At 54.5% G+C, this 25,192-nt stretch carries 31 protein-coding genes; 17 read left to right on the top strand and 14 right to left on the bottom strand.

Going from position 1 to position 25,192, the window contains the following annotated elements; translation table 11 throughout:
* Positions 1–3 precede the first annotated feature (3 nt).
* The 9 genes from TEU_RS02105 (at position 4) to TEU_RS11825 (ending at position 4,990) form a co-directional block, all read left to right on the top strand.
* Positions 4–456, top strand: a complete 453-nt coding sequence (locus TEU_RS02105; protein ID WP_050002212.1) for an Lrp/AsnC family transcriptional regulator — start codon at positions 4–6, stop codon at positions 454–456.
* A 299-nt stretch (positions 457–755) separates the two neighbouring features.
* Positions 756–1,757, top strand: a complete 1,002-nt coding sequence (locus TEU_RS02100) for a hypothetical protein (protein WP_050002211.1) — start codon at positions 756–758, stop codon at positions 1,755–1,757.
* A 46-nt stretch (positions 1,758–1,803) separates the two neighbouring features.
* Positions 1,804–2,316, top strand: a complete 513-nt coding sequence (locus TEU_RS02095; RefSeq protein WP_050002210.1) for a hypothetical protein — start codon at positions 1,804–1,806, stop codon at positions 2,314–2,316.
* A gap of 145 nt (positions 2,317–2,461) precedes the next feature.
* Entirely contained in the window at positions 2,462–2,713 is a 252-nt protein-coding gene (locus TEU_RS11840; RefSeq protein WP_227738751.1) for a hypothetical protein, read from the top strand.
* A gap of 4 nt (positions 2,714–2,717) precedes the next feature.
* Positions 2,718–2,939 carry a hypothetical protein gene (locus TEU_RS11835; protein ID WP_227738750.1) on the top strand — a complete coding sequence of 74 codons (222 nt, stop codon included), beginning with the start codon at positions 2,718–2,720 and terminating at the stop codon, positions 2,937–2,939.
* Positions 2,940–2,999: 60 nt separating this feature from the next.
* A complete protein-coding gene (locus TEU_RS02085; protein ID WP_144244793.1) occupies positions 3,000–3,728 on the top strand; it encodes a hypothetical protein in 729 nt (242 codons plus the stop codon).
* Positions 3,729–4,000: 272 nt separating this feature from the next.
* The gene (locus tag TEU_RS11590) at positions 4,001–4,180 is read left to right on the top strand and encodes a hypothetical protein (protein WP_144244792.1); all 180 of its coding nucleotides are present in this window, start codon (positions 4,001–4,003) and stop codon (positions 4,178–4,180) included.
* 11 nt (positions 4,181–4,191) lie between these two features.
* Positions 4,192–4,611, top strand: a complete 420-nt coding sequence (locus tag TEU_RS11830) for a hypothetical protein (RefSeq protein WP_050002209.1) — start codon at positions 4,192–4,194, stop codon at positions 4,609–4,611.
* An 85-nt stretch (positions 4,612–4,696) separates the two neighbouring features.
* The gene (locus tag TEU_RS11825; RefSeq protein WP_227738749.1) at positions 4,697–4,990 is read left to right on the top strand and encodes a hypothetical protein; all 294 of its coding nucleotides are present in this window, start codon (positions 4,697–4,699) and stop codon (positions 4,988–4,990) included.
* A 71-nt stretch (positions 4,991–5,061) separates the two neighbouring features.
* Here the strand turns inward: TEU_RS11825 and TEU_RS02070 are convergent, their stop codons facing one another.
* Together TEU_RS02070 and TEU_RS02065 are read right to left on the bottom strand one after the other, a co-directional pair.
* On the bottom strand, positions 5,062–5,901 hold the full coding sequence (locus tag TEU_RS02070) for a radical SAM protein (RefSeq protein WP_050002207.1): 840 nt from the start codon (positions 5,899–5,901) through the stop codon (positions 5,062–5,064).
* A gap of 292 nt (positions 5,902–6,193) precedes the next feature.
* Positions 6,194–9,565 carry an MMPL family transporter gene (locus TEU_RS02065; protein ID WP_050002206.1) on the bottom strand — a complete coding sequence of 1,124 codons (3,372 nt, stop codon included), beginning with the start codon at positions 9,563–9,565 and terminating at the stop codon, positions 6,194–6,196.
* Between the two features lie 109 nt (positions 9,566–9,674).
* Between TEU_RS02065 and TEU_RS02060 the strand changes: the two genes are divergently transcribed.
* Positions 9,675–10,169, top strand: coding sequence for a PadR family transcriptional regulator (locus TEU_RS02060; RefSeq protein WP_050002205.1), 495 nt, complete (start codon positions 9,675–9,677; stop codon positions 10,167–10,169).
* Positions 10,170–10,175: 6 nt separating this feature from the next.
* On the opposite strand, the gene eno is transcribed toward TEU_RS02060, so the two are convergent.
* Positions 10,176–11,468, bottom strand: coding sequence for a phosphopyruvate hydratase (eno, locus tag TEU_RS02055; protein ID WP_050002204.1), 1,293 nt, complete (start codon positions 11,466–11,468; stop codon positions 10,176–10,178).
* A gap of 118 nt (positions 11,469–11,586) precedes the next feature.
* Here eno and TEU_RS02050 point away from each other — a divergent pair, with 118 nt between their 5' ends.
* The 4 genes from TEU_RS02050 (at position 11,587) to TEU_RS02035 (ending at position 14,176) form a co-directional block, all read left to right on the top strand.
* Positions 11,587–12,792, top strand: coding sequence for a CGP-CTERM-anchored Cys-rich protein (locus TEU_RS02050; protein ID WP_050002203.1), 1,206 nt, complete (start codon positions 11,587–11,589; stop codon positions 12,790–12,792).
* A 30-nt stretch (positions 12,793–12,822) separates the two neighbouring features.
* Entirely contained in the window at positions 12,823–13,140 is a 318-nt protein-coding gene (locus TEU_RS02045; protein ID WP_050002202.1) for a hypothetical protein, read from the top strand.
* A gap of 74 nt (positions 13,141–13,214) precedes the next feature.
* The gene (gene deoC / locus TEU_RS02040; RefSeq protein ID WP_050002201.1) at positions 13,215–13,886 is read left to right on the top strand and encodes a deoxyribose-phosphate aldolase; all 672 of its coding nucleotides are present in this window, start codon (positions 13,215–13,217) and stop codon (positions 13,884–13,886) included.
* The gene (locus tag TEU_RS02035) at positions 13,883–14,176 is read left to right on the top strand and encodes a family 4B encapsulin nanocompartment shell protein (RefSeq protein ID WP_050002200.1); all 294 of its coding nucleotides are present in this window, start codon (positions 13,883–13,885) and stop codon (positions 14,174–14,176) included. Before deoC ends, TEU_RS02035 begins: the two co-directional genes overlap by 4 nt.
* Here the strand turns inward: TEU_RS02035 and TEU_RS02030 are convergent.
* The 5 genes from TEU_RS02030 to TEU_RS02010 form a co-directional block, all read right to left on the bottom strand.
* On the bottom strand, positions 14,173–14,772 hold the full coding sequence (locus TEU_RS02030; protein ID WP_050002199.1) for an ECF transporter S component: 600 nt from the start codon (positions 14,770–14,772) through the stop codon (positions 14,173–14,175). The genes TEU_RS02035 and TEU_RS02030 overlap by 4 nt on opposite strands.
* Positions 14,773–14,815: 43 nt before the next feature.
* Entirely contained in the window at positions 14,816–16,153 is a 1,338-nt protein-coding gene (locus TEU_RS02025) for an ornithine aminotransferase (RefSeq protein WP_050002198.1), read from the bottom strand.
* A 180-nt stretch (positions 16,154–16,333) separates the two neighbouring features.
* Positions 16,334–17,329, bottom strand: a complete 996-nt coding sequence (trxB, locus tag TEU_RS02020) for a thioredoxin-disulfide reductase (protein ID WP_050002197.1) — start codon at positions 17,327–17,329, stop codon at positions 16,334–16,336.
* A gap of 235 nt (positions 17,330–17,564) precedes the next feature.
* Positions 17,565–18,098 carry a metal-dependent hydrolase gene (locus tag TEU_RS02015; RefSeq protein ID WP_050002196.1) on the bottom strand — a complete coding sequence of 178 codons (534 nt, stop codon included), beginning with the start codon at positions 18,096–18,098 and terminating at the stop codon, positions 17,565–17,567.
* A gap of 1 nt (position 18,099) precedes the next feature.
* Entirely contained in the window at positions 18,100–19,296 is a 1,197-nt protein-coding gene (locus tag TEU_RS02010; RefSeq protein ID WP_144244865.1) for an AAA family ATPase, read from the bottom strand.
* 60 nt (positions 19,297–19,356) lie between these two features.
* On the opposite strand from TEU_RS02010, the gene TEU_RS02005 reads away from it, so the two are divergent.
* The 3 genes from TEU_RS02005 to TEU_RS01995 all read left to right on the top strand — a co-directional run bounded on the left by TEU_RS02005 (position 19,357) and on the right by TEU_RS01995 (position 20,911).
* Positions 19,357–19,839 carry a THUMP domain-containing protein gene (locus TEU_RS02005; protein WP_050002194.1) on the top strand — a complete coding sequence of 161 codons (483 nt, stop codon included), beginning with the start codon at positions 19,357–19,359 and terminating at the stop codon, positions 19,837–19,839.
* Between the two features lie 102 nt (positions 19,840–19,941).
* The gene (locus tag TEU_RS02000) at positions 19,942–20,421 is read left to right on the top strand and encodes a ferritin-like domain-containing protein (protein ID WP_050002193.1); all 480 of its coding nucleotides are present in this window, start codon (positions 19,942–19,944) and stop codon (positions 20,419–20,421) included.
* Between the two features lies 1 nt (position 20,422).
* Positions 20,423–20,911, top strand: coding sequence for a ferritin-like domain-containing protein (locus TEU_RS01995; protein ID WP_050002192.1), 489 nt, complete (start codon positions 20,423–20,425; stop codon positions 20,909–20,911).
* Here TEU_RS01995 and TEU_RS01990 read toward each other — a convergent pair.
* From TEU_RS01990 to TEU_RS01965, 6 genes are all read right to left on the bottom strand, one after another.
* A complete protein-coding gene (locus TEU_RS01990) occupies positions 20,903–21,295 on the bottom strand; it encodes a 4Fe-4S dicluster domain-containing protein (RefSeq protein WP_050003913.1) in 393 nt (130 codons plus the stop codon). The genes TEU_RS01995 and TEU_RS01990 overlap by 9 nt on opposite strands.
* 35 nt (positions 21,296–21,330) lie before the next feature.
* The gene (locus TEU_RS01985) at positions 21,331–22,323 is read right to left on the bottom strand and encodes a respiratory chain complex I subunit 1 family protein (RefSeq protein WP_050002191.1); all 993 of its coding nucleotides are present in this window, start codon (positions 22,321–22,323) and stop codon (positions 21,331–21,333) included.
* A gap of 5 nt (positions 22,324–22,328) precedes the next feature.
* Positions 22,329–23,609 (bottom strand): hydrogenase large subunit, encoded by a 1,281-nt coding sequence (locus TEU_RS01980; protein WP_050002190.1) that lies wholly within the window; start codon positions 23,607–23,609, stop codon positions 22,329–22,331.
* Entirely contained in the window at positions 23,606–24,184 is a 579-nt protein-coding gene (locus tag TEU_RS01975; RefSeq protein ID WP_050003912.1) for an NADH-quinone oxidoreductase subunit C, read from the bottom strand. Before TEU_RS01975 ends, TEU_RS01980 begins: the two co-directional genes overlap by 4 nt.
* Complete coding sequence (locus TEU_RS01970; protein ID WP_050002189.1) at positions 24,184–24,714, bottom strand: NADH-quinone oxidoreductase subunit B family protein; 531 nt, start codon at positions 24,712–24,714, stop codon at positions 24,184–24,186. Before TEU_RS01970 ends, TEU_RS01975 begins: the two co-directional genes overlap by 1 nt.
* Positions 24,715–24,843: 129 nt before the next feature.
* A complete protein-coding gene (locus TEU_RS01965) occupies positions 24,844–25,191 on the bottom strand; it encodes a hypothetical protein (protein ID WP_050002188.1) in 348 nt (115 codons plus the stop codon).
* Position 25,192 lies beyond the last annotated feature (1 nt).

The following is a 25,192-nucleotide window of genomic DNA, read 5'->3' as shown; positions in this document are numbered from 1 at the left end:
GCGATGGCGAGTTCGCTTGATGCTACAGACATAAGGTTGTTGAGGGAACTTAAGGAAAACGCCAGGGAGAACATAGCATCTCTGAGCAAGAAACTTGGCATCCCGAGGACGACAGTGCACTACAGGATAAAGAAGCTGGTTGATGAAGGGATAATCGAGAAGTTCACGGTTAAGCCCAACTACAAGAAACTTGACCTGGGAACGACAGCCTTCATACTGGCGCGCTACGACCCTGATTCGGGGCTCACTCAGAGGGAAGTAGCCGAGAGGGTCGCTGCCCTTGAGGGCGTCTATGAGGTCCACATCGTTGCCGGTGAGTGGGACTTGCTAATAAAAGTTCGCGCACCGAACGCTGAGGAGATAGGAAAGATAGTCGTGGACAGGCTCAGGGAGATAAAGGGCATAGATCAGACAGTAACAATGGTCTCATTTGTCACGGTAAAAGAAGAAGTCTGAGGGCGATGATCGGCGTTCTCCTTTCTGATTTATGATGATGCGAGGAAGGGTGAGCCCTGCATTTCCATTAAGTTCGTAAACATGCAAATGGGTTCCTTTGGCTGGTTTTTATTTTCCGATTTTCTGGTTGGCTATTAATCTCTTTGGAGCCCCTTTAACTGTGCTGTTCTGGGGATGTAATTGAATTTTTGTGGAGTAGTAATGTATTTCCAATTTACATTCCCGTGACAATACTTAAAACAGTAAACTCTTTAAGTTTTGGATTTGTTATCCAACTGAACGATACTGGAGGTGACTGCATGGGCTGGAAGCGGTTTCTCGCCGTGGCTTTGGTGGTGCTCTTCCTTGGGATGGCCCTCAGGGGAGCGAGCGCCGCGGCAAGCTTCGTTAACGCGACGGCGAACGGCACTGTAAAAGTTCCACAGGAGTTCAGTCCTGAGAAGGGGCCGGGGGGTGAGGTTCAGCCACAGTTCGGAGGCGCCACTGTTGTTGTGGAGCCTTTCCTTGAGGTCTTTGTCCCGGGTATTGGCTGGATAGTGGCCATAGGGAGCATTGTCGCGGCCATTGCCAAGTACGTGTATTCGAAACCCGTCAGCGAGTTCACCGAGGCCTTCGTAAGCGAGATTCCTGACAAGATTAAGGACGGTAATCAGGAACTGGCGAAAGGCGTTAAGATGAACTTCTGGGGGAGTAAAGCAGAGATTGGTTACGGTTACGTTAAGAAGAAATGGTGGGGCCTCAAAAAGGAAGCCGTCATAGTGAAGCCCATCATCACAATAACCAGGGACGAGGTCAAGGCCGTTGAGGACTTATTCAGCCCGAAGGAATACGGCAAACTCCTTGCACAGGCATATCTCAACGGATGGGACGCTAACAAGGCGAAGAAGCTTGCAAAAGAGTTTGACAAGCAGTACAAGAACTTTCGGGTAAAGTTCAGGGGAAGATATGCCTGTGGTAGTTACTTCCCAGAAGGAGACGTCATCATTGAAAAAGGTAACGACAAATATGGGGCAGTTCATTTTATTAAACGGCACATTCTAAGACAGAGGCTGGGCAAAAAAGGAAAACTGACAGTCTTTCCCTCTGACTGGAGCGCAGACTTCATTCTTTCCTTAATCGGAGAAACAATCAAGAAAGGAAGAATTGACTGCAGTGACCCCGAGCACACTCCCCGCAAGTTCGTGGTCGAAAAGAGGTTCGGATATTTTAGGGGCAAGTGGATAGGCAGGAAGGTTAGAGTCGTCCTATCGTACGATAGAGCACGGGGAATTTACAAATTTATCACAGCTTACTTGGATTGACCCGCCACCTTTAAATTTTTTAAAGAAAAAGCCGGGGGTGGTCTTAATGCCGGTTAAGTTCTCGGTTGATACCTCGCTTGAAGAGCTGGAGGAATCCGAAGGATTTGGGGCTGAGATCGAGGTGGAGGTTAACGGAAAAGAGTTTGTATTGGCGCTCTGCTACATTGTGCAGGCGCTGGCGGCAATCCTCGCCACAGTAACCTTTGCAGTCTCGTCATGCGATGAAATTCCCTACGTGCTTGAAAAGTTCGAGGAGGACGAGAGGAGGGTGATAAGAAGGAACTGCAGGGGCGGAAAGCTCGAGGTGGGTTTTGGCACTTACGAGCCGATTTCTCCCGTGGTGTTCAGGAAGGAGGGCGATTACCTGCTTATTGAAGCCTTCGAAAACGAGCGGTTTGTCGGTAGGGAGAGAGTCGAAGTCAGGGAGTATGTTAAAGCCGCCCTGGAATTCCTCGAGGAGTACCTGAAGGGAACCAGGGACGAAGCCTACCTGACAGGGCTTGAGAGAGTTAAAGAGCTCGTGCGGAAGAGCAAGTATAAGGACGTGCTCGAGGGTTGATGCCGTGGAATGCTTGATACTGAAGTTCCGGACAGCTTAAGGAACGAATACCCCCCAGATGGAAAAGGGAAATACGTCGAATGCTTGAGGTGTGAGGCGTGATTACATTCTCTTTCTTCCTCCAGGATGGAGACAGGGGCTTCCCGTGCTGGTTCTCGGAGACGGGCCGGTTTTCATCAGTGAAGACCCGGTGGTGCTGGATGAATTCATGAGCTCCCTAAAGGCGCTCCAATCAATGGAGAACCCGCCAGAAAGGCTCTGGGACCTGAAGATAAGGGCAGAAGGTGGAAGGGTTTGCCTGACCTTACCGGATGGGGGAAAGGTACACGTCACCCGTAAAAAGCTTTCCGGGATAGTTCAGACCTCTCCAAAATATGAAGGCGGTTCTCCACGGTAAATCGGTGCGGATGGAGTGGCTCAGGTTCAAGCTAAAGCTGCCTTCACCTGAAGTGCTTGAGATGCCCGGTGAACGCGAGGACGTCATGGACGAGTACGAAGTTCAAGTTTACGGGAGCACGTACGTACTGGAAGCGTTCGTTAATCTCGAGGGATACGTTGAGGAGCTTAAACTTCTCAAGGATTTCGTGGCGGACGGCAAACTGCCCGGCAAAAAGGCACATTGACAAATCCATTGGGATGCTTGGACTTGGGCGGTAGGAAAGACTCCTTTGGAGGGAGTAGCCTTGATAACTTGGTACTTCGATGTTGAATACTTGAGAAAAAAGCTGGAGAATATGGACTACCCGGAGGGATTGCCTCTCCAAAACAAAAAGGAGCCCCTGCGCCTCCATGCTCTTTCGAAGCTCTTCCGTTTACCCCCCGGCAGGTACTCGCTGAAAATCATGGGGCATGAAGTGCTCGCGGATGATTCCAATGAGACACTTGTATTCCTCAGCGTTCCTCAGAACTCGTTCCTTGTGAGCATCTATCTCAGAGGCGCCTTGGAAAAGTTTAACAGAGAGATAGTCACAAAGGACTGGTTTGTGGGATTTCTGCGGAAGTGGATTTATCCCTCAGAAATTAAGAGAATTCCTGACCCACGGCTGAAAGAGGTTCCTATTGAGGAGCTTAGACGGAAGTATCTACTGGAGTGTCCGGATATTGGAGAACCTGTTTTCGATGCCACGCTTGGAAAGAGCCTGAATCCGGTGGTGTTCAAACTCAGGGGAGAAACGGTGCTCGTGTGTTCGGAGACTTACTTTGCCGAAAAAGATGGAACGCTCAACCCGAAACGGATAGTAATGGAGTGTGATGCAGGTCTCTTATCAAGGGCTTTCCTGAAAATGGGTGTGGAAACGTTAAACTCCTTGGAAGAACTAACCCAGTTGCTCCCAGAAGGCCCATTGAGAGAACCATTACTAGCATATATTGGAGTCCTGAAGAGGTTTAGAAACTTTATTCATAGCCTGTAATCTTGCACAGGTACTTTGAAGAGCACCTTGCGTAGGCATACCTCAACGGATGGGACGCAGAGAAGGCGAAGAAGCTTGCTGAAGAATTTGACAAGGAATACCCTCATTTCGGTAACATCTGGTTCAGAGGAGCAACACTATCTTGTGGGGTCTTTGATGGAGGATGGGTTATACTTGATAAGGAAGGTGCTAGACACATCATTATACGCCACATACTCACAAACGTGTACAAATTCAAGGATAAATTTAAGTACCTCTCTGCCTAGGATATCATGAGGGAAATAAAGGAAACCATACGAAATCCCGATTACATGGACTGTGGGAAGAAGCCAGGCAGAATAGTACTCGTAAGATACTCTCCAAAACTTGGAACAAAAATGGCAGTAGTTCTTGAAAAAGTAGGGAAAGGGTGGTATAGGATAGTTACCGCGTTTCCTGCATCTAAATATTAGGGGGTTGTGTTATGATGTACCTTTCCTTTTATTTCACCTCAGAGGAGGAAGGATTTCCCGTTCTAATAACAGCTGAAGAACCCCTATTCCTCACTGATGAACCCGTCCCGGTACAGGAGTTTACGGAAGTACTGGAGATACTTGCAGAGTTGAAGGGTTCCGGTGATTTTTTTGGACTGAAACTCGTGGAAAATGGAGGGTATGTTACGATTAAACTTCCCGACGGCAGGGACTTCCAAATCCCCGTTAAGGAGTTTACTAAAAACATTCAACGTACTATCGAAAACATAAGCCGTATTATGCAGAAGAAGCCTGTGGAAGTCGAGCATTTAAGATTTAGACTCCTCCGTCCGGATGAGTTTTGGGAGGAGAGCGATGAAAGCTACTTAAATGAGTACGATGTCGAGATTTATGGGATGTTTATATTTTAAATGCTACAATTAACTTAAAGGACTACATTGATGACCTGAAAGAACTAAAAGAGTTCATTAAAAAAGGAAAACTGCCCAAGGAAGAGTGGAGAGTAGTATGGGACCAGCCCAACTAAAGCAAGGTCTGGGAAAAGTACTATCAACACTGGTTAGGTTGGCAGGCCTTACCCGTCCGCCTTTTGTCAGGTTTACCCTTGGAACTTACGATCCACTGGAAATAATCTACGCCTCCAGCATGGGTGGTATGGTTGTTCTGTTCTTTGTTGCATGGGCTAAAATCACAGTTAAAGTTTCAAAAGGAATCCTTCTAAAAGCCCTGGATGAAGCCATTAAAGATGCAGAAACGGAGCTCAAAAGGATAAATCTGCTTGGGAGATGAATTTAGTGTCCTTTTTATTGTTTGAGAGTATTTCAACAGGAGGTCTTAAAGAGGATTGTGTTTTCTGAGCCCTACATCACACAGCACTCGTAGATTATCTCGACTTCTCTAACAGTTTTTGCCCACTCTATGATTTTCCTCGGCGGGTTCGTCAGCCTGTCAACTCCTGCCAGGACTGCCCCCCTGTCGAACTCAAGCCTCCACCGTCCCAGCGGCCGCATGCAGCCTATGCTTATCTCTCCGTCGAAGCGTTCGCGGGCGTATTTTACGACCTTCAGGCTCTCCTCGACGCCCGGTTTCGGAACGCTCTCCATCTCCGTCCCTTTTGTCGGTATGAGTACGTCCAGCACGAGGACGTCTATCGGATACTGAGTAAGCAGGTCTATGGCCCGGTACTCCCAGTGGATTCTCCCGAAGTCGAGGCCTATCGTTATGTGGGGCGCCACGCGGATTTCGTTCTCGGTCAGAAGTTCAACTATGCGAAGGTAATCTTCTACAGTCTTGTCTATTTTGTAAACTCGCCTTATCACGTCGTCATCGCCGACGAAGTCGAGAGAAACGACATCAACGTACTTCAGCCACTCCAAATCGCTCTCGTCTATGAAACCGACGTGGGCGTTGAGCTTCAGGTTCGTTCTCCTCTTAATCTCCCTCAGCTCGTCCGCGTACTTGTCAATCGGCACCTTCAGCCGGGAGTCCATTCCCCCGCTCAGCAGACAGCCCAAACCTCCGGAGCGCTCGAGGTCGAGGCAGAAGTCAACGAGCTCCCTTTTCCTGGGCTTCTTCATGCCCTCAAGGTAGTGTCTCCCGCAGTGGGCGCAGTTGAGGGCGCAGTAGCTTCCTGTGAGCGAGACAGAGGGAAATTTGATTCCGGGGATGTATATCTTCAGTTTCTTTTTTTCTGCTTCCATTTCAATCACCTTTCAGAGCCGGGGGTTGCAGTGGGCGAAGCCCCACCTTCGGGGGGAGGGGGTTAGCAAGGACGTGGGGGGTGAAACCCCCCAATCCTGCGGGGGGAATTTGATTCCGGGGATGTAAATTTTGAGTTTCCTTCTTTCCACCATTTTAATCACCCTGCAGAACGGGGGGTTGTAGTTGGTGAAGTTTCCGCCCCCTTCATTGGCCACCTTTTTGAATGAACTTCATGGAGAAAAGTGAAAAGGGGCTAAAAACCCTTCCGGGACAAAAATGGGAAAAAAGAGGTCACTCCTTCTTGGCCTCTCCCTGGTTCTTGAACAGCGGCCACCAGGCCTTTTCGCCGAAGAGGCTCATGAAGGCCGGGCCTATGAAGTACACCGCCATCGTCGCCGTCAGCAGGACTCCAGCGGCCAATGCAAAGCCTATCTCCCTCGTTCCCCACGTGCTGCTGAGCATCAGCGCGCCGTAGGTGCTCGCCAGGACCACGGCAAGGCCTATTACGAGGGTGTCCATGGTTCCCGCCGCCACGACGAGGGCGTCCTTCGGCGACCTTCTTTCGAACTCGTCCCTGGCCTTGACGAGGTAGAAGCTGTTGTAGTCTATGCCGACTCCCATGAGCACTACGAAGACCATGAGCGGCAGGAACCACATGATTTCCTGGTCAAAGACCCTGCCGAAGAGCCACGTCGAGACCCAGATGCTCGTCATGACGCCGAGGAATATTGTCATCATCGTCGAGACGACCGCCGGCAGTCCCTTGAGCGTCGGTATCAGCGAGAGGAACATCAGCACGAGGGCCACTGGAATTATCCTGTGCCAGAAGATGTCGTTTATCCTGTCGGTGAGGTCCATTGAGAGCGCCGCCCCTCCGCCGACGAGTCCCTCCTTTATCTTGCCCTCCTTCTCAAGCTCTGCAATGTAGCTTCTCAGCGCCTTGACGAGCTCCTTGGCCCTGTCGTCTGTCGGTTTGTAGACCGGGTCTATCTGAATCATCACCTTGTCGCCCTTGCTTGAGATGAACCTGTCTCCTCCGAGCGCCTTGACCGCTGACAGAGTCAGGTTGCTCACCGGCTCGCCGTAGGGCCTGGTAGGTGAGTAGACGGCCTTGACGCCTTCCATCGTCGTTATGTGGGCAGTTATTTCCTCTATCACCTTGAGGTCGTCGTCCCTTATGCTGTGGCCGAGGTCAATTATGACGTAGTTCGGGGATGTTATGGCCGCTCCGAGCTTCTCCTGGCTCAGCTGCATGAAGGTGAGGGTCTCGCTTCCCTCTGGCAGGAAGAGGCTCATGTCGTGGGTTCCCTCGAACGTGAAGAACGTGTAAGTTGCAGGAACCGCTATCAGGAGGCCTATGAGCAGGACGACCTTGGCGTGGTTGACGACCCACTCGGCTATTCTGCTCCTCTCGTGGACATCGAGCGTTTCGATGTGCTTTATGTGCCTCGGCCACCAGAATATCGCCTTGTCGCCTATGAGGGCCGTTATTGCCGGTATGAACGTCAGGCTGGCGAGGAGCACAGCTATGACCGCCAGCGGGATTACCATTCCCATCTGCTGGAATATCGGGAACTCCCAGGCAAGGACGAAGCTCGCGAAGGCTATGATGTCCGTGAATGCGCTCGCTAGGACGGCGTCCTTAGCCCTCTTGAGTGCCTCTGCGACGGCCTTCTCGTGCTCATAGCCCTCGGCTATGTACTCCTTGAAGCGGTGGACGTAGTAGGTCGAGTAATCAATTCCAAGACCGAGGGCGGTCGTTATGGTGAGCATCTGGGCCCAGCTTCCGATGTTGAGGATTCCACCCTTAGTGAGCAGGTACGCTATTCCGAGGGCCGTAAGCGCAGAGGTTGCGACGCCCGTGAAGGGCAGTAACGTCGCCAGGAGGGCCCCTCCCATGAGTATGAACAGCACGACGAGGGCGCCTATGATGCTCGCCTGGCTGGTCTTCTGGTTATCGCTCCGGCCGTACGCGGTCATCTCGTGCGACTGGACGGGGGTTCCTCCGAGGGCCCCGAAGGCGTCAGGGAAGTACTTTCCGAACTCCTCTAGGGCAATCTCCTTGACCTTGGTGGCGTTCTGGGCGTAGTAGAGGTACGGGTCTGTATCGGGGCCGGGCTCTCCCAGCGGTATGAACGTTATGAGAACCGTGGTGTTGTCCTCGCTCTTGAGCATGCTGAGGTAGGTTCCTGCATTCTCCTTGACAACCGGCCAGAGCTCCTCCGCGAGGGGCTTGACGTCCTCCCTCGTTATCGCGCTGGGGTTGTCTTTGAAGCGGAAGGCTATCTCAGCCAGCAGGGTCTCGTTGAACTTCAGCTCGACTCCGTAGGGGTTGTCCTTCGCGTAGCTCGATATAGTCGAGAGGACTGTCTTCTTCACAAGGCTCTCGATTTCCTCCTCGCTCAGCGGGTAGTTCTCTATGACCTGCTCGATGAGGGCCTCCATTGTTTCTTTGAACTCCTCTGGCATCTCCTGCTCTCCGGACTGCTCTCCTATTCCCTTGAGGAAGAGCTCCTTTGCGAGCTCCTTTGGATCGGCTCCCTCATAGAGGGCCCTGACGAGGCTCTCAGTTTCGTCGGTTTTCTGCGGCACCATGGCAAGGACGACTGAGACCGTGGCGTCCTCAAGCCTCTCCCCGCTTATTATTCCCTGCGGGTCCTTCGCAACCTCCTCAACGAGTGCCTCCGCAACGGCCTCGGGGTTCGGGGCGAGGTTTTCCATCATCTGGGCTATCTGGCCCTTGAGAATGCTCTTGGTGAGGGCGTCTATAACGGCCTCATTACCCTTACTGTCGTACAGCTGGAAGAGAACCTCCTTGGGGAGTTCAAGGCCAGTATCCGCGACCATGCCGTACACGAGTTCGACCGTGGTGTTCCTGAGGAGCTCATCATTCGAGAGGAGCGTACCTTTGCAGTAGGGGTCTGAGGACACAACGGTCTGGGCTATGACGGGGACGATTGCTTTCTGGTTCTCAGGAACCTGGCTCTCAAGGGCGTTCTGAAGGGCCAGGACTTTCTCCTGAGTGGTCATATTCGGGTTCTGAGCGCATATCTGGAGGTATGCCCCGTCGGCGGCCCTGAGAAGAGTGGCAGTTGAATTGAGCTGAGTGTAGAGAGCCGTCATGTTGGCCTTGAGGGCCAGATACGCCCCCGCGGTTTCAACGAGGCTTCCCCTTACCATTTCGGTTGTGTTCTTCAGAAGGAGCGTCTGGCTCAGAACCATTCCGTAGCCGTCGTTGACGCCCTTAACTGTCGTGTAGAGGACTCCCGTGATGTTAGCGGTCATCCTCGTGATGTTGAGGGTCAGCTCGTAGTCCATGTCCCAGAGCATGTCGAGGGCGTCATAGTAAGATGTTACGTTCGTGGCGTACCTGCCCTCAACGCGGTCTTTAAACGCGTAATAGGCTTTCCTCGCGTTTTCGTCGTTGACGCTGATGTTCGTTATCAGCAGGTACGTCATGTCTTCGTTCTGAGCTCCTGTGAACTCCTCGCTCATGATGTCCTGGACTCTGATGGACTCTATGTTGTGGGACACCATCTGCTCTGTGCTGTAGTCTGTCAGCTCGCTAATCCTTCCGGCGAGCGGTGCCAGAATGACGATGAGCACCACCCAGACTGCCAGCACCGTCTTTGGGTGCTTTGCTATCCACTCGTTCCACGCCATTACTACCACCTCAAATCTTTTAAGGGGTAATCATAAATATCTCTTTAGGAGACATATTGCCAAATATGTTTGGAACGAACATATCTTATAAACCTTTCGAGGTGGTGTCATGGCTGTCCCATCTATGAGGAACATGTTCCTTGCTCCAATTCGGCATCTCATACTCGTCATTGTCGGCTTCAAGGGAGAGGCGCACGGCTATGAAATCCTCAAGGAGATTGAGAAGATAAGCCAGGGGACGTGGAAGCCGAGCCACGGCAACCTCTACAACATGCTGAGCAAGATGGTGGAAGAGGGCCTTTTAGAGCCGAAGGAGGAGTACCATGGAAAGCGAAAGCTCATCAAGTACACCCTCACTGAAAAGGGATGGGAGTACCTCAGGGAGGCGAACGAACTAACGCTCCAGTCCCTTTACATAGCCGTCCAGTACCACGAAGCGCTGAGGAAGAAGCTGGAGGAGCTGGGCTACGGGCGGGAGCTTGCCAAGGAGGCCATAGAGGAATACCTTAAAATCCTTGACAGGGTCTGTGAGATACTCAACGCCAAGAGAAAGGCCCTCAGAGAGATGCTTGAGGCAAAGAAGAAAGGGGAAGAGGAAGCCTAAGCCCCATCAGAGGAACGGGTTCCTGAACTTCTTGCCCGGATAGACGGCTATGCCCTCGAGCTCCTCCTCTATGCGTATGAGCTGGTTGTACTTGGCGTTCCTGTCGCTCCTGGCTGGGGCGCCGGTCTTGATCTGGCCGGCGTTGAGGGCAACGGCGAGGTCTGCTATAGTGCTGTCCTCGGTCTCTCCGCTCCTGTGGGAGACAACGACTCCATAGCCGGCCCTAAAGGCGGTGTAAGCTGCGTCTATCGCCTCGCTGAGGGTTCCAATCTGGTTGACCTTGAGGAGGAGCGCGTTGGCGGCGCCCATCTCGATGCCCTTCCTTATCCTCCTTGGGTTGGTGACGAAGAGGTCGTCGCCGACTATCTGAACCTTCCTGCCGAGCTCCTTGGTTATCATGACGAAGCCTTCCCAGTCCTCCTCCTGGAACGGGTCCTCGATGGAGACTATCGGGTAGGCCGAGACCAGCTCGCGGTAGAGCTCGAGGAGCTCGCCCCTGTCGTACTCCTTGCCACTCACGACGTACTTGTCCTTGTCCGGGTGGAAGAACTCGCTGGAAGCGGCATCGAGGGCGAAGGCAATCTCGTCGCCGGGCTTGTAGCCGGCCTCCTCAATGGCCTTAATGAGGACGTCGAGAGGCTCGGTGACCTCCTTCATCGGCGGGGCAAAGCCACCCTCGTCGCCGACGTTGACGGCGTTTTTACCATAGCGCTCGGCGATGACCTTCTTGAGGACGTGGTAGGTCTCGCTGACCCACCTTATGGCCTCCCTAAAGGAGCTCGCTCCAACGGGCATTATCATGAACTCCTGGAAGTCGAGCTCGTTGCCCGCGTGGACACCGCCGTTGATGACGTTGCTCATCGGGACTGGCATGACGTAGGCGTTTGTTCCGCCGATGTACTGGTAGAGTGGAAGTCCGAGGGCGTTGGCGGCCGCTTTGGCAACGGCCAGAGAAACGCCGAGTATGGCGTTGGCACCGAGGTTGCTCTTGTTCTCGGTGCCGTCGAGCTCAAGCATGAGCATATCTATGTCTCTCTGCCAGGTGACGTCCATACCGATGATCTCCGGGGCTATAATCTTGTTGACGTTCTCAACGGCCCTCTTAACTCCCTTTCCGTGGTAGCGGCTTCCGCCGTCGCGGAGCTCAAGGGCCTCGTGGGTTCCGGTTGAGGCACCGCTCGGCACTGCGGCCCTTCCCATGCTGGCCGGCGTGTAGACCTCGACCTCGACGGTTGGGTTTCCCCTGCTGTCGAGTATCTCTCTGGCAACGACTCCGGTTATCTCAAACGGGTTCTCCATATCAATCACCTCGGGTGATATTCGCGGGTGGGCATATAAAGGTTTTAGCTTCAATCCGGGCTGAAGCAATGGATAGGCGTATATATCCGTTTGCATATTCTCATCTCGGTGAGTGATAATGCGGAAAGCTGTCGCATTTATCGTGCTCCTGGTGTTGTTCTCTGCTCCCCTCGTGAAGGCCTGCATGAGTCCCGCCGATTCCTATGCCGTTGAGGTCGTTCTGAACAAGCCGGGGATAGTTTACAGGCCCTATCCGACTTTCAACGCTCTCCACAACGCGATAGTTGAGAACGGTACCTTCATTTTCCGCTCCCACTACGATGAGAGGCTCATCGTCATGCTCTGGAACGCCAGCGACGGCCCGCACTTGAGGGTGCAGATTCCTGCGGAGGTAGTGGCCAGCGTTACTTTCAACGCCTCCCTACTTGTGACTGCCTCCGCTATTGAAAAGCTGAAGGCTGGGGGCTGGAAGGAGATAGCCAACATGACCTTTACCAGGGACAACATCACGATAGCCCTGAAGCCTGTAGCCGGGAGCGAGTGTAATTCTGACAGGGACTGCGCCACTGGCGGTTGCTCCGGGGAGGTCTGCGCCCCCAGAAACGAGGCCGCGAAGATAGTAACTCCCTGTGTTTATAAGCCGTGGTATGAGTGTTTCTCGCTGACGAGCTGTGGCTGTGTAAACGGGTTCTGCACCTGGAAGCCGAACGGGGACTTTAAATCATGCCTTAGAAAGCACGGGGTTGACCCATCACAGGTTATCCGGGCGGGTCTCGTGGAGGTGGAAGCCGAAGCTCGCGGCGTGGGGCCCGATGAGCTTAAGGCCGCGGTCGGGGAGTTTCTCTCCGCCTTTGGAGTTGACTGCCTGCCACTATCGGACCCTGCAATTTCGCCCCAGGTGGAGATTGCCCCTGTAATAGACCCCTCCGAGGTAAACTTATCCGTAGCGGTAAAGACAGAGCTTGAGTGGCTGAGGGAAGTGGGAGTCCTCCAGATAAGCGATGAGGACATTGGGGCAATAACCAGGGTTGCCGGGTCTGGAAAGGCCGGCTGGAACTCTCACATCGGCTGGTACGAGACGAAAAACGGCGCTTATGCCTGGATACCCTACGATGAGAGCAAAGACCCCTCCCTGGTCAGGTGCACCTCGCCCGTTGTGCCCGCCTACGACCTCCCGAACGGAACGGCTTATGTCGGGCCAACCGCAACTCAGCCGCCCTCAACAGATACTACGACTTCGACTAATGGCTCGCCGAGCGGGGAAATCTGCGGCCCTGCCCTGATGGTTGGGTTGTCTCTGGTCGTCCTACTTTGGAAGAGATGAGCTTTTAAACACATTCTTCAACTTTTCACCATGGACTGGAAAAGGAAGCTCCGGAAAGAAGGTTACCTTGAGCTCGACGGCCTTAGAATCGAGCTCAGCCTTGATAATACCTTCATGGATATCGACTACATTCCCCGGGTTCTCGTCTACTCTGAAGCGACAGGGCGCTGGCACGTCCTCAGGAACCCGATTCCCAAGGGCGAAACCCTTGAGGAGAGCTGGGACAACGCTGTTGAAGTTCTTGACGCCATAGCACGGGGAGAAGTAAGGCCCGAGCTTGAAGATTCCTCCGTGGAAGAACAGCTCATCACCGTCCTGAGAAGCTTGACACGCTTTGAAAATCAATAATCTCGGTTCCTCCCTAACGAAGGAGAGAAAACGCTAAATAGTTCTTTCAAGCTACTCACTTCAGGTGGTCATCAATGAATGCCCGCGAGATTGCACGCTACATAGACCATACCAATCTAAAGCCTTACGCGACGAAGGAGGACATCATCAAGCTCTGCGATGAGGCAATCCAGTACGGCTTCTACGCTGTCTGTGTGAACCCCTACCGCGTCAAGCTCGCCAAAGACTACCTGAGCGGGAAGGGGGCGGACGTCAGGGTTGCCAGCGTCATCGGCTTCCCGCTCGGCGCGACGCCGACTGAGGTCAAGGTCTTCGAGGCAAAGAAGGCCCTTGACGACGGCGCCGATGAGCTCGACATGGTCATCAACATAGGCGCCCTCAAGGACGGGGACTACGAGTACGTTAAGAGGGACATAGAGGAGGTCGTGAAAGTAGCGCACGAGAAAGGGGCAAAGGTCAAGGTCATAATCGAGACCTGCTACCTAACCGACGAGGAGAAGGTCAAGGCCTGCGAGCTGGCAAAGGAGGCAGGTGCTGACTTCGTGAAGACTTCGACCGGCTTTGGAAGCGGCGGTGCCACAGTTGAGGACGTCAGGCTGATGAGAAAGGTAGTCGGCCCCGAGATGGGCGTTAAGGCTTCCGGTGGAATAAGGACTTACGAGCAGGCCGTTGCCATGATAGAGGCCGGTGCGAACAGGATTGGCACGTCGAGCGGTGTAAAAATTGTGGAGGGCGCCCAAAAATGAAGAACATTGAGGAGCTGAAAGAGGTCATACTCAAGGCCATTGAGGAGCTCAAGAAGGACGACATGAACCCGGACATAATGCTCGCTGGGCCAGGGTTTATCGAGCACGCCAGGGAGCTCCTGCCGTCGCTGGGCCTTAAAATCTACAGGATAGACGAGCTTGGCTACGATGCGGTGATAGCGGACTCAAACTACCTCAGCCAGATAAAGAAGGCCTCCCGCAGGATTTCAGTTGAGCCATTCCTTGAGGAAGAGAGGGTCTGGAAAGAATTGGAGAAACTGGACGTTTAAAGAAGGCTCTCGATTTCCGGATATCTTTTCTTTATTGCGTTAGCAAGCCCAGTTCCGACGATTATTCCAGTAACCGCCTGGGCAAGGTTCCCTGGGAGCTCGCTGTACGCATTGCTGAAGCCGAAGGCGTAGTACTCGAAGAGGAAGTAGCCTGAGACCATGAGTATTCCGCCTACCGTTCCAGCTACTATGAGGCCCCCGACGCCTTCGAACTTCTGGGATATGTAGCCGACTACGAGGCCCTCGATGCCCTTTATGATGAGTGTTACCGGTGCCCAGCCGGGATATCCGGATATAACGTCTCCAAGGGCCGAACCCACACCGCCGGCGAAGGTCCCAATCACGGGCCCGAAGACCATTGCGACGAACATGACCATCGTGTCGCCGAGGTTGATGTATCCTCCTGTGGCCGGCGTGGGGATGTTGATTGCCCTCGTCGCGACGGCAACGAGCGCCGTTGAAACTCCTGCAACGGCTACAACATTGACGTTTCTGAACTTCCGGCGGTTGAGCCACAGATAGAGCACAAAGACCACTATTGCAACCGCAAACGCATAGGGGGTATACCTCGAAAGCTCGACCAGTGTCTCGTCCATTCAATCACCCAAGTTAGAAAAGGGGAGGAAGAGGTTAAAAACTTCACTTGAGGGCCGCCTTGAGGGCCTCCTCGAATATTTCCATTGCGACGTCGATTTCCTCCTTCTGGATGGTCAGCGGCGGGATGAACCTTATGCTGTTGTCACCGCAGCCGAGCAGGATGAGACCGCGCTTGACGGCCTCCTTGACGATCTTGTCCCTGAGCTCTGGGTGCTTCTCCTTGGTGTCCTTGCTCTTGACAATCTCGACGGCCTGGGCCAGACCGAGACCGCGGGCATCTCCGATGACCTCGTACTTCTCCTCGAACTCCTTGAGGCGCTTGTGGAGGTAGTCCCCGACCTCCTGGACGTGCGGCAGGAGCTCCTTGACGATTTCGACGACCTCGAGGGCGGCCTCAATGGCAACCGGGTTGCCGCCGAAGGTCGAGGCGTGCCTGCCCGGCTTGTCGAAGGCTATGTCTGCCCTGTGGATGACACCGGCGAGCGGGATTCCACCGCCAATTGCCTTGCCGAACTGTATGGTGTCAGGGGCGACGCCGAAGTGCTCGATGGCCCAGAACTTTCCGGTCCTACCGACGCCCATCTGAACCTCGTCGTCCGCTAAGAGGATTCCGTAGTTGTCGGCGAGCTTCTTGAGCTCCTTGAAGAAGTTCTTCGGCGGGACGACGTAGCCGCCCTCACCCTGTATCGGCTCGAAGACTATGGCGCCGACCTCCTCCGGCGGGACGTGCCTGAAGACGTACTCCTCGATAAACTCAATAACGCGGTTGATTGGCTCGTCGGGCTCGGCGTAGCCGTCAATGTGCCAGGGGTTCCTGTAGGGGTTCGGGTAGGGTATGTGCTCGACTCCCGGCATGGTCGGGAAGAAGCCGTCCTGCTGAACCCACTTGCTGGCGGTAAGCGAAAGAACGGCCTGAGTTCTGCCGTGGAAGGCGTGGTAAAAGGCTATGAACCTCTTTCTGCCGGTGCCGTACTTGACGAGCTTCATCATTGCCTCGTTTGCCTCGGCACCGCTGTTCTGGTAGACGACCTTCTTCGGGAAGTCGCCGGGGGCCAGCTCCGCGAGCTTGTTGGCCAGTATCACGGCGTTCTCGTAGAAGAAGTCGTTGAGGGCGAAGTGGGTGAACTTCTCGGCCTGCCTCTTTATGGCCTCAACGACGCGCGGGTGGGTGTGGCCGACGTTAAGCACGCCGACACCACTTCCGAAGTCGTAGAAGGTGTTTCCGTCAACGTCGTGGACGAGGATCCCCTCTCCGCGCTCTATAACTATGGGGAGGGTCTCGGGGTCCTGAGTGGTCACGGCAAGGTACTCAAAGTTCCTCTCTATTACTTCCCTTGCCTTTGGTCCGGGGAGTTCTTTAACGTTCGGTCTAACTACCATATTCATCACCAAACGATGTTCAACGTTCGACTATATAACTCTACGCTCAATAATGGACATCTTTGGCCGAAAGTTTTTCGAGAATGCTTCGGAAAACTTGAACCTGTAAAAGAGTGCCGTCTTACCAGGGTGAGGTGAAAAATCAATGTGGTTAAAAGAAAGATGAGGAAGGGATTCGCTTCACTCTACCCCGTTCTTCGTCTTCCATTCCTCGAGGAACTCCTTAGCCGAGTTCGCCGCGATGGCTCCCTGGCCGACCGCTACCGCTATCTGTTTGAAGACGTTGGTTATGTCGCCGGCCGCGAATATGCCCGGAACCTTCGTGCGCATGTACATGTCCACGGGAATGTAACCGTAGTCGTCGGTTATGCCGAGGTGCTTGGCGAAGTCGGTCTTCGGCTCGTAGCCGATGAATATGAAGACGCCGTCAACCTCCATCTCCCACTCCTCGCCGGTCTTGACGTTCTTCAGCTTAACTGCCTCAACCTTGTTGGTTCCTTTAATCTCCGTGACGACGGTGTTGAGTATGGTTGGAATTCCGCTCTCCTTGAAGCGGTCCTGGAGTATCTTGTCGGCCCTGAACTGGTCGCGCCTGTGGACGAGGGTGACGTCAACGCCGATGCTCTTGAGGTAGAGGGCCTCCTGGAGCGCGGTGTTCCCGCCGCCGACGACTATGACCTTCTTGCCCTTGAAGAGCGGGCCGTCGCAGGTGGCGCAGTAGGAAACGCCCCTTCCGGTGAACTCTTCCTCTCCGGGGACGTGGAGCTTCCTCGGCGCTGCTCCAACGGCTATGATTATGGTTCTCCCCTTGTACTCCTTGCCGTTCTTCGTTTTGACGACGAACTTGCACGGGCCCTCGTAGTAGGCGCACTCCGCCGGGTCAATCCTCTCGACCTCGTCAAAGACGACATCAACGCCGAGCTTTTTGACGTGCTCGTGCATCTTGCTTGCCAGCTCCGAGCCGCTGATTCCCTCTGGAAAGCCTGGGTAGTTCTCTATGAGGTCGGTCAGCGCCATGTTTCCGCCGATGTCCTTGCTTATGATTAGGGTCTCAAGGCCGAAGCGCGCCGCGTATATTGCCGCGGTAAAGCCTGCTGGCCCCGCTCCGATGATGAGCACGTCCCAGGTCTTGTTCTCGTAGTCTTTTCCGCCTGAAAATCCTCCGAGGCTGAACATCTTAACTCACCTCCAGTTCCCAACTTTTGGTTGAATACTTAAAAGCATTATTGCCCAGCGGTGTGTATTTAAACCACGACCTCGACCCTTATTTCGCCTGGAGGGGTTTCCGCGTCGAGCTTAATCCTGTTAGTTACATTTTTCTTTTGAAAGCCTCGCCGTTCACGGCGGGGAGGAGGTCAGACGTGTATTAAATAAAAAAAGAGGTTCTGGGCTTCATCACACGGCCCTTTCCTCATACCAGCTTAACCGAGCGGTCGAGGAGCAGGTGGAGGGTGTATCCGAGGAACGCGGAGAGCCCTGTGTATAGGCCGGCACCCTCGCTCATGCCGAGGCCGTAGTTAACGAGGAGGAACGCTAGCATTCCATAGATTGCCGCAAAGAGGAGCGAGTGGACGATTCCTCTGTGCTTCGGCATTATCGCGGTGAACAGGTACCACGCGGCGAGGCCCCCGAAGGCGCCGGTAAGCCATGAAACAACATGGTTGAGCCAGGGAGGGTTTAGGTTCACGAAGTCCTTTGCCCACAGGAAGACTGCACTTCCCACCGCGACGCTCACTATCGGCTTTGAGCCCCTGTGTATCAGTGCGTCGGGGTGGTCTATGTCCGGCAAATCGCTCCCGAGGACGTAAAAGGCATAGCCGAGCACCAGCGCTGTCGTGGTTAGCTCGATGGGCAGGTGGAGGTAGACCTTCAGGAGCTCTCCCATGAGCACCACTGCCGGGTAGGTCACTATTCCGCTGAGCACGTGGGTATCGTAGTTTGGCACTTCACTCACCCTTCAGCTTCTCCACCTGCCCCTCCTCTAAAAACTTTCTGACGTAGTCCGGAACCTTGTAGTTGCCCTTGGGGTCGCCCACGAGGAAGCCGAGCCTTACCAGCTCGTTGAGCTTGTCATAGACCTGCATTCCCGGCTTCTTGACGGTCTTTGCCACCTGTATGTAGCTTACCGGCCCGCCGTTGAACTCAAACACTATGGCCTCCACCAGGTCTTTGTAGTCCTTTGGAATCCGCATGAGGTACTCCTCAAGGCTCTTGGGCTCCTCAAGGATTGTAGTCACGACGTAGTCGTCAATCGGGTCGAACTTGTGCTTCGCCGCCTCGCTCAGGACGTAGTGCAGGAACCTTAAAATCTGCCTCGGGTTGCCCTTTCCGAGCTGGTGGATGAGCTTTATTGCCTCCTCGGTAAAGGGGTATATTGGGTCATCGGTATCCCTTATGCGAACCCTGTTTAACCTCTTCTTCACGAGCTCAAATGTCTCCTCAAGGCTCATCGGCCTGAGCTTGAACTCGTAGTGGAGGCGCATGAAGAACGCCGGGAAAATCCTGCTGTACTCCTCATAGGCCTCCGGGACGCACGCGAAGGCAACGATGCACCCCTTAGGCATCGTGCTTATGAAGTGCCTGAGCATCTCGAAGAACTGTATCTTCTCTTGCTCCCTTGCGCCCTGCATGTTTTCGAGCTCGTCCAGGAGCAGGGCGCAGTATGGGTATTTGCTCATCTGCTCGACGAGAAGCTCGGCTATGTCCCTGCTCTTGTACTCCTTTGGGTCGCTGAGCATCTTCTCGAGCCTGTCTATGAAGCCGAGCTTTTTGCTTAGGTTCTCAAGGAAGATGTTGGTTCTGCTCTTGGGCGGCCTCAGCGCGTAGAATATGTCGCGCGTCAGCTTGAGGATGTCGTTCGTGTCAACCTTGACGTATATCGCCTTTCCTTTGTTTTCCTCTATCGCCTTCATGAGCGTCTTCAGTCTCTGGGTCTTGCCCATGCCGAGGGGCCCGACGATGCTGAGCGCTATTGAGCTCTTGTTTCCTATGACTTCCGAGACTATCATCTGGAGGCGCATGTCCACCTCCTGATAAACGTGAATGCTCTCGACGTCGCTTATCCCCTCACTGGCGAGCTGTTCAAAGGGGTTAGCTGAGAGGCCGTAGACCTCGTATGACTGGTAAAGTTTAAGACCCTCCATTTCACCCACCGAAGTGTTTAAGGTCTCTGAATATAAAAGCTTGTTCATTGGTGAGCGGAAATGATTCTCCTTGTAACGGCACCCCCCGGCAGGGAAGGGGCCGCAATACTCGAACTTGAGTGGGCCCTTGGCGACGTCAGGGTTAGGGGGACGGACTGGAGGGGCGTTCTCCTTGCCGAGACGCCTCTCTCCAAAGATGAAGCCCTTGAAAGGCTCAGGGAGTTTGAGACGCAGGCAATACAGAGGGTTGTCCCGCTTGAAATCGTAGTCCCTGCGAAGTGGGAAGAGGTTGAAAAGGCGGTCCTTGAGCTCGGAAAGAGGATAAACGGGACTTTTGCAGTCCGCGCCAAAGTCCGCGGCAACAAGAGGCTCTCCCAGAGGGAGCTTGAGATTAAACTTGGCTCCCTTCTCGTCGAGCGCTACGGCCTCAAAGTGAACCTGAGCGAGCCCGATTACACGGTCCTCGTTGAGGTTCTCGGAAAGCGGGCGGGAATCGGCGTCGTCCGGAAAGGGGAGGTTCTCAAGTTCGAGGTAAAGGACTGAGGGGTTCGGGATTTGATTTTGGAAAGTCCTGAGTTGTGGGTATTGAAATTTTACATGATAAAAGCTTATTAGGTTGGCCTACAAAATGTTCCGGGGGTAACGATGTTCAACATTGAAGAAGTCATCGAGAGGCTCAAGGGGCTGGGCTATGAGGAGGCCTTAGCTTATTGGATAGCGAGCGAGAGGGAGGAGGCGGAGTTTTACAGGCAACTTGCCGGGAGGGCGAGAGACCTTGGGCTTCCTGAGAGCCTCGTTGAGACGTTTCTCAAGCTCAGCAGGGACTCCGAAAAGCACGCCGAGGAGCTGGCGAAGCAGTTCAAGTTGTCATTTGGCAGGGAGCCTTCGAGCGATGTTCCACCGCTGGAGGTTCTCCCCGTCCTTGGGAAGTTTGAGCGCGCCGACCAGGTCAGGGAAGTTCTCGAAACTGCAATGGAGAGCGAGCTGATAGCGATGAGGGCGTACCAGGCGCTGGCCGAGAAAGTTGGGGACGAGCACCTGAGGGAGCTCTACCTCAAGCTCGCAGAGGTTGAAAAGGGGCATTACGAGGCCCTCAAACGGGAATACGAACGGTTGGGTGGTTGAAATGGTTGTGGAGATTCTAAACGAGATAAGAAAGCTCAACGAAAGGGAGCTTCTCAGCTACTGGATTAGGGGCGAATACGAGGAGGCCGAAACCTACCTCAAGCTCGCTGAAAGAGCAAAAGAGCTCGGCCTTCCAAAGGAGGTCTACGAGACCTTTGAGAGGCTTGGCAAGGAATCCAAGGGCCACGGCGACGAGCTCTACAAGATTTACAGGGAGAGGTACGGCGAGGAACTGGTTGATGTCAACATACCGAGCGTGGAGGGAACCCACGTCCTCGGAAAGTTCTGGAAGGTCGAAGACCTCGAGGACGTTCTCCTGAATGCTATGGAAGCTGAAAAGCTCGCGGAGGCGATTTACAGAAAGCTCGCGGAGGAGACTGAGAGTGAGGAGCTCAAGAAGGTTTACCTCTATTTGGCCGACATCGAAAGGGGACATCACTCTGCCCTAAAGGCCCTCTACGAATGGAGAAAAAAGAAGGGGCTACTTTGAGTCCTTCTTCTCAGCTTTGGCCTTTTCCTTTGCCTTTTTCTGCTCCTCAAGCTTCTTCTTGATCTCCTCGACCTTCTCGGGCTTGAGCGGAATGAACTTGTCGTCGTAGTTGTCGTAGCTGGCCAGCAGGAAGTTGTCGCTAATCTGGAGCGCCCCGGTCGGGCAGACGTCGACACACTGCGCGCAGTAGACGCACCTGCCCGTCCACAGGGCGACCTTCCTTATCTCGGGCAGGAAGACGAAGACTCCTGCCGGACAGACAGTGACGCACATCCTGCAGCCGACGCACTTGTCCACGTTGTACTTTATCTGCCCCCTGAAGTTCTCGGGGACTGGCACTGGCTCTGTTTTGGGAAAGAGGTTGGTGGCTGGCTTTCTGAACATGTTCCTGAGCACCGTTGGGATGAGTGGTGAGAGCCTCACATTATCACCTCCATCGCTATGAGGAGTGTACCGATGAGCGAGGCCGGGAAGACGTTCTTCCAGAGGAGCTCAACGGCCTGAGTCACCCTGAGCCTGCCGGTGGTGGCCCTGAAGACGCTCTGGACTGCGAAGAGGAGTATGAACACCTTGAGCGTGTGGAAGAGCATGTTCACGATGTCCGCTGAAAGCCCGCTGAGGTTGAGGTAGCCCGCTATTCCCCACGGGAAGAATATTGACACGACGAGCGACGCCGCTATGTACGTCTTGAGGGCCTTCGTGAGCTTTAGTAAGGCCAGGTAGCGCCCGCTGTACTCGGCGAGCAGCCCCTCTGCTATCTCCTCCTCCGCGTCGGGGATGTTGAAGTATCCGGCCTCTATCTCGCTCGCCAGCCAGATGACGAAGACGTAGAGGAGTATCACTGCACCCACGAAGCTTAGCGGGGTTCCTATCTCCCAGATGTTGTGCTGGTAGAAGACCCCCATGCTGAACGGCTTCTCGACGCCGAGCTTTCCAAGGCGCCACATTATCGCAAAGATGGCCAGCATCATTGCGGGCTCCCTGGAGACCATTATCGCCGCTTCTCTCGCCGCACCTATCTTCGCGTAGGGGCTTCCAGAGCTTATTGCACCGAGTATCTTGAAGAAGCATATCAGCGTAAGGAGGTAGATGAAGACGATGACGTCTCCCCTGCTTGAGAGCAGTGGTTCGAAGCCCATCGGGGTGTAGGCGAGGAGTGCTATGGCTGTCGCTAGGGCAAGCACGGGTGCCGCTCTGAACATGTAGTTGGCGGTGTTGGGGACTATTGTCTCCTTGCTCGCCAGCTTGAGGAAGTCGTAGATGGGCTGAAGGAGCGGCGGGCCAACCCTCCTCTGCATCCTCGCGACCAGCTTCCTGTCTATTCCCTCCCAGACGAGTGAAGCGAGTGAGACGAAGGCGTAGATGCCTATCAGACCTGCTACAGGATAGACGATGTTTGCCATGACGTCCATCTCCATCACCTCACACAGCCCACTCCGAGCGGGCTTGGGTCTCCCTTAACGTCGGGGTTGAGCTCGCGCGTCTTCTCTATCGAGGCCTTGATGAGGTCTCTCTCCGTGAGGACTCTCCTCTTTCCGTCCTGAATCACGGCAACCCTGTCTGTACAGCTGAGGCACGGGTCTATTGAGGCGATGGCAACCACGACGTCCGCGACCTGGTTGCCCACCAGTCCCTTGGCGATGGTGAATAGGTTCGGGAAGGTCGGCTCCCTCGCCTTCCAGCGGAGCGGCTTGTCCGAGCCCCTCTTTCCGCGGACGTAGTGCACCAGTTCGCCACGCGGGGCCTCGTACCTTCCGATTCCCTCCCCGTCGACCATAATCTTGAGCTTGGCGACGAGGACGTTGTCCTTAGGGAAGGCCTTGATTTTTCCGTCCGGCATCTGGTCGAGGGCGTGTTCGAGTATCTCAAGGCTCTGGTGGATTTCCCCAATCCTCACCGCCGTCCTGTCGTAAACGTCGCCGTGCGGCTTCTCGCCGGTGACGTCCTGCGGGAGCACCGGCTTAACTCCAAGGTCCGGGTAAACGCCGAGCCCCTCGCTCCACCTGGCGTCCACCTTTAGCCCGGAACCCCTGGCGGTCGGGCCGACTGCACCGTACTCCTTGGCGATGCGCCTGCTCACCACCGCCGCATCCCTCAGACGGGCCTCAATTGTCGGGTCGTGGAGGAATACCTCCTCTATCTGTGGCATTATGCTCCTGTAGTACTTTATCAGGTCGAGGATGAGCCTCTTGCCCTTCTCGTCTATGTCCCTTCTGACGCCGCCTATGGTCACCATCGAGTAGTTCACGCGGTTTCCGGAGATTGCCTCAAGGACGTCCATGACTTTCTCACGCGCCAGCCATGTGAGGTGGAGAACCGTGTCGTAGCCTATGTCGTGGCCGACAACACCGAGGTTGAGCAGGTGGGAGTGAACCCTCTCCAGCTCGCCCACTATGGCGCGTATGTACTCGGCCCTCTCAGGCACCTCTATGCCTGCCGCCTCCTCGACGGCCCTGCTGTATGTGTGGTTGTGCGAGAATGAGCAGATGCCGCAGATTCTCTCTACCAGGTACATCATCTGGACGTAGTTCCTCCTGTACGCTATCCACTGGATTCCGCGAAGGTTGTAACCGAGCTTGACGTCAACGTTGATTATCCTCTCGCCGTCGAGGGTGAGTATGAACTTCTCGGGCTCTTCTAAGCCGGGGTGAATTGGCCCGATTGGGACCTTTACCCAGTACTCGACCTTCTCGGTCATTTACCTCCCCCCTTTATGTAGTACGGGTGTCCGGCGTTCTTGACGGTCTCCTCAGAGATGCCCTTCTCGTCAAGCCTGAGCGGGTAGATGCCCTCCGGGAAGTCGTCCGGGAGGAAGAGCCTCCTGCTGTCAGGGATTCCCTCGAAGACTATGCCCATCATCTCGGCCGCTTCCCTCTCGTACTGGGTCGCTATTGGGAAGACGTCGCTGATGTCTGGAATGACGGGGTCGTCCTTCGGTGCCCTGACCTCGACGAGCAGTGAAACTCCCGGGGCGTCCTCGTAGTGCAGGAGGATGTGGCTCATGTAGCCGAGCTCCTCGCCGTAGTCCTGCTCGATGCCTATCGAGTAGTGGGCCTTGGGGTCGAGCTCAACGATGAACTTCATGAGCGCCTTGTAGTCTTCCCTAGGAATTCTCACCCAGACCCTCTCGCGCCCCCACTTGTTTACTCTGACCTCAACTTGGGCGTTTGGGAAGCGCTCCGCTATTGCACTCGCGACCTTCTCAGCCTTGGTTGGTTCTTTAATTTCCTCAGTGATCTTCTCAACGTTAGCGTTATCATTAACTTCGCCCATCATTTCTCCTCACCCTCCGGGACTTCGCCTTTCAGTATTTTAGCAAGCTTTTCGAGTGCCAGGACGACGCCGTGGAGGATAGCTTCGGGCCTCGGCGGGCAGCCCGGCACGTAGACGTCCACCGGGATAACGTTGCTCAGCGGTGCGTTGGTGAAGGGGCTCTCGTAGAACACGCTGCCACCTGTTGGGCAGGCCCCGACGGCTATGACTATCTTGGGGTCTGGGGTCTGCTCGTAGACGAGCTTGACCCTTTCGAGGCTCTGGTCCGTGACGGGCCCGGTCACCAAGAGAACGTCGGCGTGCCTCGGCGAGCCGACGAGCTTGACACCAAAGCGCTCGGCGTCGTAGCGAGGCGTTAAGGCGGCTATGATTTTGATGTCACAGCCGTTGCAGGAGCCGCTGTTCACGTGGAATACCCATGGTGATCTCCCTATGAAGCGGCACAGCTGGGCTATCCTCTTCTCAAGCTTCTCACGCTCGCTCGTGGCCACATTCGTCTTGTTCTGGTCAGCGGGAACCTTGATGCTCATTCAATCACCCCCTATGAGCCCTTGCCTTCGCAAGCGCTCGCGGAAGTTTTGGGGTCTCTTCGAGGGCCCCTCTGGTGATTGGGTTTCTCACGTTCTTTCTTTCAAACCCGTGCATGACAATCACCTTGTTCACCCCCATATTAACAGCACTCCAAGCACGAAGGCGGTGGTTATGAGCAGGTAGCTCACGTAATCAGTAAGCAGGCCGGTGTGGTCCGCTCTAAGGACGGTAAAGAACCTCTTGAGGGCGTATGTGAGGCCCCACATGACGTTCCTGCCTGTGAAGTGGCCCTCTAGGTGCTCAAAGCCCGGAATGACTTTGTCCGGGTCTTCACCGCTGATGAATATCTTGGTTCCGTCGCCTGTCTCTCTGGTGCCCATACCTGACTTCTTGGCCCACTCGTTCAGCAGCCACGCTAGGATTAGGCCGATAATAAAGATGAAGACGAAGTAAAGGGCGTCCCAGTAGCCGAACATT

The organism is Thermococcus eurythermalis (assembly GCF_000769655.1).
Classification (GTDB): Archaea; Methanobacteriota_B; Thermococci; order Thermococcales; family Thermococcaceae; genus Thermococcus; species Thermococcus eurythermalis.
The sequence above is the reverse complement of the archived record's forward strand: the minus strand, read 5'-3'. Positions and strand labels throughout refer to the sequence as shown.

Coding starts and splice junctions, on each gene's coding strand:
- TEU_RS02105 (WP_050002212.1), top strand. CDS start 4: ATGGCGAGTTCGCTTGATGCTACAGACATAAGGTTGTTGAGGGAACTT.
- TEU_RS02100 (WP_050002211.1), top strand. CDS start 756: ATGGGCTGGAAGCGGTTTCTCGCCGTGGCTTTGGTGGTGCTCTTCCTT.
- TEU_RS02095 (WP_050002210.1), top strand. CDS start 1,804: ATGCCGGTTAAGTTCTCGGTTGATACCTCGCTTGAAGAGCTGGAGGAA.
- TEU_RS11590 (WP_144244792.1), top strand. CDS start 4,001: ATGAGGGAAATAAAGGAAACCATACGAAATCCCGATTACATGGACTGT.
- TEU_RS11830 (WP_050002209.1), top strand. CDS start 4,192: ATGATGTACCTTTCCTTTTATTTCACCTCAGAGGAGGAAGGATTTCCC.
- TEU_RS02070 (WP_050002207.1), bottom strand. CDS start 5,901: ATGGAAGCAGAAAAAAAGAAACTGAAGATATACATCCCCGGAATCAAA.
- TEU_RS02065 (WP_050002206.1), bottom strand. CDS start 9,565: ATGGCGTGGAACGAGTGGATAGCAAAGCACCCAAAGACGGTGCTGGCA.
- TEU_RS02060 (WP_050002205.1), top strand. CDS start 9,675: ATGGCTGTCCCATCTATGAGGAACATGTTCCTTGCTCCAATTCGGCAT.
- eno (WP_050002204.1), bottom strand. CDS start 11,468: ATGGAGAACCCGTTTGAGATAACCGGAGTCGTTGCCAGAGAGATACTC.
- TEU_RS02050 (WP_050002203.1), top strand. CDS start 11,587: ATGCGGAAAGCTGTCGCATTTATCGTGCTCCTGGTGTTGTTCTCTGCT.
- TEU_RS02045 (WP_050002202.1), top strand. CDS start 12,823: ATGGACTGGAAAAGGAAGCTCCGGAAAGAAGGTTACCTTGAGCTCGAC.
- deoC (WP_050002201.1), top strand. CDS start 13,215: ATGAATGCCCGCGAGATTGCACGCTACATAGACCATACCAATCTAAAG.
- TEU_RS02035 (WP_050002200.1), top strand. CDS start 13,883: ATGAAGAACATTGAGGAGCTGAAAGAGGTCATACTCAAGGCCATTGAG.
- TEU_RS02030 (WP_050002199.1), bottom strand. CDS start 14,772: ATGGACGAGACACTGGTCGAGCTTTCGAGGTATACCCCCTATGCGTTT.
- TEU_RS02025 (WP_050002198.1), bottom strand. CDS start 16,153: ATGGTAGTTAGACCGAACGTTAAAGAACTCCCCGGACCAAAGGCAAGG.
- trxB (WP_050002197.1), bottom strand. CDS start 17,329: ATGTTCAGCCTCGGAGGATTTTCAGGCGGAAAAGACTACGAGAACAAG.
- TEU_RS02010 (WP_144244865.1), bottom strand. CDS start 19,296: ATGGAGGGTCTTAAACTTTACCAGTCATACGAGGTCTACGGCCTCTCA.
- TEU_RS02005 (WP_050002194.1), top strand. CDS start 19,357: ATGATTCTCCTTGTAACGGCACCCCCCGGCAGGGAAGGGGCCGCAATA.
- TEU_RS02000 (WP_050002193.1), top strand. CDS start 19,942: ATGTTCAACATTGAAGAAGTCATCGAGAGGCTCAAGGGGCTGGGCTAT.
- TEU_RS01995 (WP_050002192.1), top strand. CDS start 20,423: ATGGTTGTGGAGATTCTAAACGAGATAAGAAAGCTCAACGAAAGGGAG.
- TEU_RS01990 (WP_050003913.1), bottom strand. CDS start 21,295: ATGTTCAGAAAGCCAGCCACCAACCTCTTTCCCAAAACAGAGCCAGTG.
- TEU_RS01985 (WP_050002191.1), bottom strand. CDS start 22,323: ATGGACGTCATGGCAAACATCGTCTATCCTGTAGCAGGTCTGATAGGC.
- TEU_RS01980 (WP_050002190.1), bottom strand. CDS start 23,609: ATGACCGAGAAGGTCGAGTACTGGGTAAAGGTCCCAATCGGGCCAATT.
- TEU_RS01975 (WP_050003912.1), bottom strand. CDS start 24,184: ATGGGCGAAGTTAATGATAACGCTAACGTTGAGAAGATCACTGAGGAA.
- TEU_RS01970 (WP_050002189.1), bottom strand. CDS start 24,714: ATGAGCATCAAGGTTCCCGCTGACCAGAACAAGACGAATGTGGCCACG.
- TEU_RS01965 (WP_050002188.1), bottom strand. CDS start 25,191: ATGTTCGGCTACTGGGACGCCCTTTACTTCGTCTTCATCTTTATTATC.